General features: G+C 35.7%; 5 protein-coding genes and 1 pseudogene. 2 read left to right on the forward strand and 4 right to left on the reverse strand.

All coding sequences use genetic code 11. The features are described from left to right. Window positions 1-18 precede the first annotated feature (18 nt). Window positions 19-162, forward strand: coding sequence for a sporulation histidine kinase inhibitor Sda (gene sda, locus DFO72_RS30855; protein WP_166672578.1), 144 nt, complete (start codon window positions 19-21; stop codon window positions 160-162). Between the two features lie 1770 nt (window positions 163-1932). Here sda and DFO72_RS28885 read toward each other — a convergent pair. The 3 genes and pseudogenes from DFO72_RS28885 to DFO72_RS28895 all read right to left on the reverse strand — a co-directional run. After that, window positions 1933-2451 carry a YkgB family protein gene (locus DFO72_RS28885; protein WP_098797284.1) on the reverse strand — a complete coding sequence of 173 codons (519 nt, stop codon included), beginning with the start codon at window positions 2449-2451 and terminating at the stop codon, window positions 1933-1935. A gap of 212 nt (window positions 2452-2663) precedes the next feature. After that, on the reverse strand, window positions 2664-2978 hold the full coding sequence (trxA, locus tag DFO72_RS28890; RefSeq protein ID WP_098797285.1) for a thioredoxin: 315 nt from the start codon (window positions 2976-2978) through the stop codon (window positions 2664-2666). 186 nt (window positions 2979-3164) lie between these two features. After that, window positions 3165-3696 (reverse strand): annotated as a pseudogene (locus DFO72_RS28895) (FAD-dependent oxidoreductase); the annotation flags it as partial. Between the two features lie 386 nt (window positions 3697-4082). Here DFO72_RS28895 and DFO72_RS28900 point away from each other — a divergent pair. Next, entirely contained in the window at window positions 4083-4505 is a 423-nt protein-coding gene (locus DFO72_RS28900) for an OsmC family protein (protein ID WP_098797286.1), read from the forward strand. A gap of 283 nt (window positions 4506-4788) precedes the next feature. Here DFO72_RS28900 and DFO72_RS28905 read toward each other — a convergent pair whose 3' ends face one another. Next, window positions 4789-5046: a hypothetical protein gene (locus tag DFO72_RS28905; protein WP_098797287.1), complete on the reverse strand. Its 258-nt coding sequence runs from the start codon at window positions 5044-5046 to the stop codon at window positions 4789-4791. Window positions 5047-5229 lie beyond the last annotated feature (183 nt).

The raw sequence follows: 5229 nt of genomic DNA on the forward strand, positions 1-5229 counted from the left end.
TAAATGACACTTCAAACTATGTCAGATGATTTATTAATTTCTTCGTATCTTTATGCTGTAAAGATTAATATAAACCCTGATTTTATAGCATTATTGTATTGTGAAATTAAACGTAGAAATATTAAGCATCTTCTCACGATTGAACAGTCAAATAAACTTTAAACTAGGGATAGTCTTTAACAGGGCCACCTCTCCAACATTTGAAGTCAACACGATATAGTCCTTGCACTCACACTTTATTAAACGATTCTCTCATGTATAAAACTACTCTAGTTGCCATAGGGATTAAGGAAAAAATAAACTTCACCGCAACGTAACAGCCCCTTTTTATTATTTTCAAAACTAAATTTCACTTTAATGTTTTTCTAAATTGTGCTAATTCATTAATAGCTCTCGACTATGTTCCTGGGAGGTATAATCATAAGTATTGGATCAAAGGTTGTTTATAAATCTAACATGTATACTGTTATTTGGGTATATGAAACTGGCTTCTGTGAAATCAAAAAGGCTTTTAATACAAAACTAGTACATAAATCTGAACTTTTTCTTTTTCCAAATTAGTTTTTAACTATTGCATGGTCGAGAGTCATATTTTTTTGTAATTTGAGTCAAATGTATATTTCTGAAATTAAATGGAAAGTGTATTTATACCGAGCAAGGGCGAACTCCACATTCTAAAACTCCCAAGATTAGATCCTTGCTCGCACACTTATTGATTTATGGGCATATAATGCAAGGTTCACATTCACACACCTTATCAACATGCCGCAATTCTGCGGCTTTCGTATTGTGTAAATTTTATTCATACTTTGTAAAAATTATATATAGTGAACAGGACCAACCTTCCTAACGACCGGCTATAAAAATCTAGGTTCTTGCTCGCATTACAAAACGCATAATTTCAAAAGAAACGGGCACAAAACTTTATAGAGTAAGTATATTTTCTGTAATGTTTAAATGTTTGGTTTATTGAATGCGGGGTTTTAATTTCGTTTTTAAAGACATTTTCTATTTGTTCAACTGTTAAATATAGCTCTCTTAAATCTTCCAAAACTTCATCGCTGTTCTGCTCCGTAAATGTTAGTCATCAAATAGCATTTACGGGGTGTTTTTTTTGCCTAAGTAATGAGCAAGCGATAACTGCTGGTATACGGATGCCAACAATACGCAGCAACAGAGTAAGCCGATCAATATGATATACAGGATGGGGACCATCATCCTATACTTATACTAAATTTGAATTTTCTTCAGCATTCCCTTGTTTAATCTAGATACGAGAAATACAAGGATTAATAGGATGGTGAAAATTAAAATTAGTATGATGAAAGGCCATTCGGGTACATTCATCTCCAATGGAAGCAAGCCTGTTGCAATTGAAGTGGCCAGGTTCGAATGAATGATACGCAAAATTAGCACCAATAGCCCCTTAGGAACTTGGTTGACGATGGAGCAAGAAAATTCTTCGACGGCTGCCTAATCCATCAACCTTCTCGATATACCCACATCACAATTGCCATTGCTGCCATTTTTGGCAAAATCAATTCACGGTCTTTAACATCACCGAAACCGTCACCATCGTCAGGATAAAAAAGGAAAGCGATCACATAGGAAATGATCGTTTATTTCATTGAAACAACTGTATTCAAGAACATCTCTCCTTTCTTTAAATAAGAAAACAAGGGTGAAGTCTTCACCCTTGTGAATTCATTTTTAACACAGACATAATCCAGAAGCTTTTAACACATCAGTATTGATACCGCTTGTGCTCACTAATTTCCAATTGATTGCAACTGTTGGCACGGCTTCAACTCCATAGGCTTTCGCTTTTGCTAGCCCCCTCTTCCTTTTTCTAAATTGAGTAAAAAAATGCAGATCTTTATTAAATCGATACAAATCATATACATTCGGAACCATTAAATGACCTGATCCTGACTATTTTCCCGCATCCGGATAGCGCTTCTCCAGGTTTTCATGAAACGTTCCACTTCTAGTTGCCTTCAGTGACTCGCCCAAGGCAAACACAGAGGCGCCCAGTAAGACGAGATCTTTCAACAGAAATTGACCTGGGGCCGCAGAAAGGGCGGGGAAACCGAGGCTCGGCTCAATGACACCCGGCGTAGAGAGCATGAAACTCAGTGTCGTCAGAAATAGAATGCAGGAAAGAAACGCTCCAACAGCTGACAGCTTTGCAGACACAAAGCGGCTAAGAATGAGTAGGCCGACTAATAATTCTAATATTCCCAATAGAGAAGAAAACGTACGAACTGAAAAATAGTTGTAAAGCCATCCAAGTGCTGGGCTGTTGCTTACAAATGGGACTATCCCATTTGCTTCGTAGGCCGTGAATTTCATCGCGCCAATCCAAAAATAAACGATGGCCAGTGCAATAAACAAACTCTTTGTTCCGATGATCTCAATTTTTTGACCGAAAGCTTCAAATAACTTGAACATGAAGGTTTCCTCCTCTGCGATTACTGTCGCATTTTTTATTTAAGTTATAAATCACCTGCTCTAGGGAACCCTAGATCCTGAGCTCGTTTAATAAACTCATGTCTTGAATTAATTTATGGGGGATGTATTTTTATACAGCAGCACTTGATGGTGGTGTCAGTAACTCTGGTACTACCCCGAAATGATGGTTAGTTCTCAATGCTTTTTTAGGGTTAGATATGCTTATTTAATGATTCCTCAAGTGCTTCCTTAGACTTAAAACCAACCAAAGTCTCTACAACCTTGCCATCTTTCATGACTAGTAGAGTCGGAATACTCATGATACCAAATTTGTTTGCTGTTTCCTGGTTTTGATCAACATCAATTTTTATAATCTTAACTTGGTTCCCCAAGTCTTGATCAAGCTCTTCAAGAACGGGTGCAATCATTTTACAAGGTCCACACCAAGTGGCGAAAAAGTCAGCTAACACTATTCCATTGTTAGTTTCTTCCGTAAATGTTTGATCGGTCACGTTTAATACTGCCATCTCTTATCCATCTCCTTAAAATCTGTAATAGTCTTTTCTTATACTTACCAGTATAGTTTATTTCTGTATTTAAAAATGTTAGGTGGCTAACATTTAGTAATTATATTTATGAATATTGCTGGCAAAATTTTTTCAATACAAAAAAAATCTCCTCTGTTCGAAGAGATACTCACTTTCTCATTTAGCTTATAAATTTCCCAATAGCTCTTCTGCGTATTGCTGGCCACTTTGTGCGGCAATGTTACCATCACCAGTTGCGGTTACAATTTGAGGTAATGTTTTTTCAAGAACATCTCCTGAAGCAAAGATGCCTTCCACTTTTGTTTCCATTCGATCATTTATCTCAATGTAGCCCATTGAATTCATGATTCCAAGTTTCCTAAATGGTACTGTTAGTGGAACCATTCCGACATAGATAAATACACCATCTATAGTAAACTCTTTTTCAGCGCTATTTTCCGTCGATACTACTTTTCAATTTTGCTCATTAATGGTTTTAACGGCTGCATTAAACATAACTTCAATTTTTTCATTACCAAACGCACGTTGCTGTAGAATTTTCTGAGCTCTGAATTCATCACGGCGATGAACTATTGTCACCTTATTTGCGAAGCGATAAGTATACACCCTCTTCTACAGCGGAGTCTCCTCCCCCCACTACTACAAGGTCCTTGCCTCTAACAAAGGCCCCATCACAGACTGCACAATAAGATACACCAATCAAATTTCGACATGAAGAAAGCAAAGTTTCTTGTTAAGGAACCACCGGACTTAATTTATTGAGTATTGTACGCCAACGAAAAAACATTCCTATACGCATCTTTTACATAAGTAAGGGCATTTTCATTGCTAAAGAAAAGCGACAAATTGAGGAATAGCTAGAGAGCATATATTAGTATTTATATTTAAGCCTATTCAAAATTCAATATAAAACGGACGATCATCTTCGTAAAACACAAATAATTTTTCCAAATCATCATACTAAAGTTAGGAAGGTGTTTTTTTATGGACCAAACATTTTAAAATATATCTAACTGGAAATATTATTAAGAGCGGTTATACTAACTACGTATATGTTTAAGAAGAACGAGGAGGTTTAAAACAATGAAGATCAAACTAAATTGGAATAATAAAATGGCGTTTTCGAGTATAACACCATCCGGTCATGAAATAAAAATGGATGCTGGCGAAGAAATAGGGGGATCAAATAGTGGGTCAAGACCCACTGAATTACTACTTAATGCAGTAGCAGGCTGTACAGGTATTGATATTATCTCTATTTTAGCAAAAATGCGATTGGAGCCTACTAAATTTTACATGGATGTGGAAGGTCAGAGGGCAGACGATCACCCAAAAAAATTCACAGATATTCACATTCACTATTCATTAGAAGGTGACCTTCCTGAAGAGAAAGTTGTTCGTGCCATCCAGCTTTCAGTAGATAAATATTGTACAGTGGCCCATTCATTAAGCGCAACTATTCGTGTAAGTTACTCCATAAATGGCATGGAAACAAAAGGAGTTTAAATTGTTGGGAAGGAAATATATCCAATAATTCTTATTAACCAATGGCTTGCGTGAAGCCATAAGATCTCCACTTTTCTGTTAAAGCATTTACTTACACTGACTTTACGGACCAATAAAGGAGAAAGAGCTAAACTTTAAAGCTAGCTCTTTCTCCTTTATTAATTTCTTTTTATGTATCTTTAATATTCAATATTACACTTTCACCATAGGAATAGTGGTGGTTGACCATAGCTTGCAGCATTGATAAAATGGTCAACACTTCGGTCTGAAATATGGATATATATCATCCATCATAAAATTCTCTTTTTTTCTCTTCTTCCTCGAAGATTTCGTCAGTTACTTTTTCTAATTGAATTTTGTTAGGGCGGAGAAAATTCATGGTTTCGTGCTCTTCATTAAATTGCTGAACAATACCTACCATGGATGGATATTTTTGAATATGCTCTTCATAGCATGATTGAAAGTCTTCGCCCACAACGAGGATGTCCTTTTTATGACCACCAATTTTATTTTCTATATATGAAATGATAAATTCTTTCATAATTCCCTCCTTTAATAAACAATTTTTATTAGGTGAAATTTAGAAATACAAAACACTTAGGTAAGCCTATTATTCATTTATATCTATTCCAGATAAATTTAAAGAAAGGTCATCTATTACTAAAAATACACAACCAAAAATGGTTCTGTAATCGATATATTCCCCTTTAACTTCAACATTTAT

This window comes from Cytobacillus oceanisediminis (assembly GCF_004366035.1).
Classification (GTDB): domain Bacteria; phylum Bacillota; class Bacilli; order Bacillales; family Cytobacillaceae; genus Cytobacillus; species Cytobacillus oceanisediminis_C.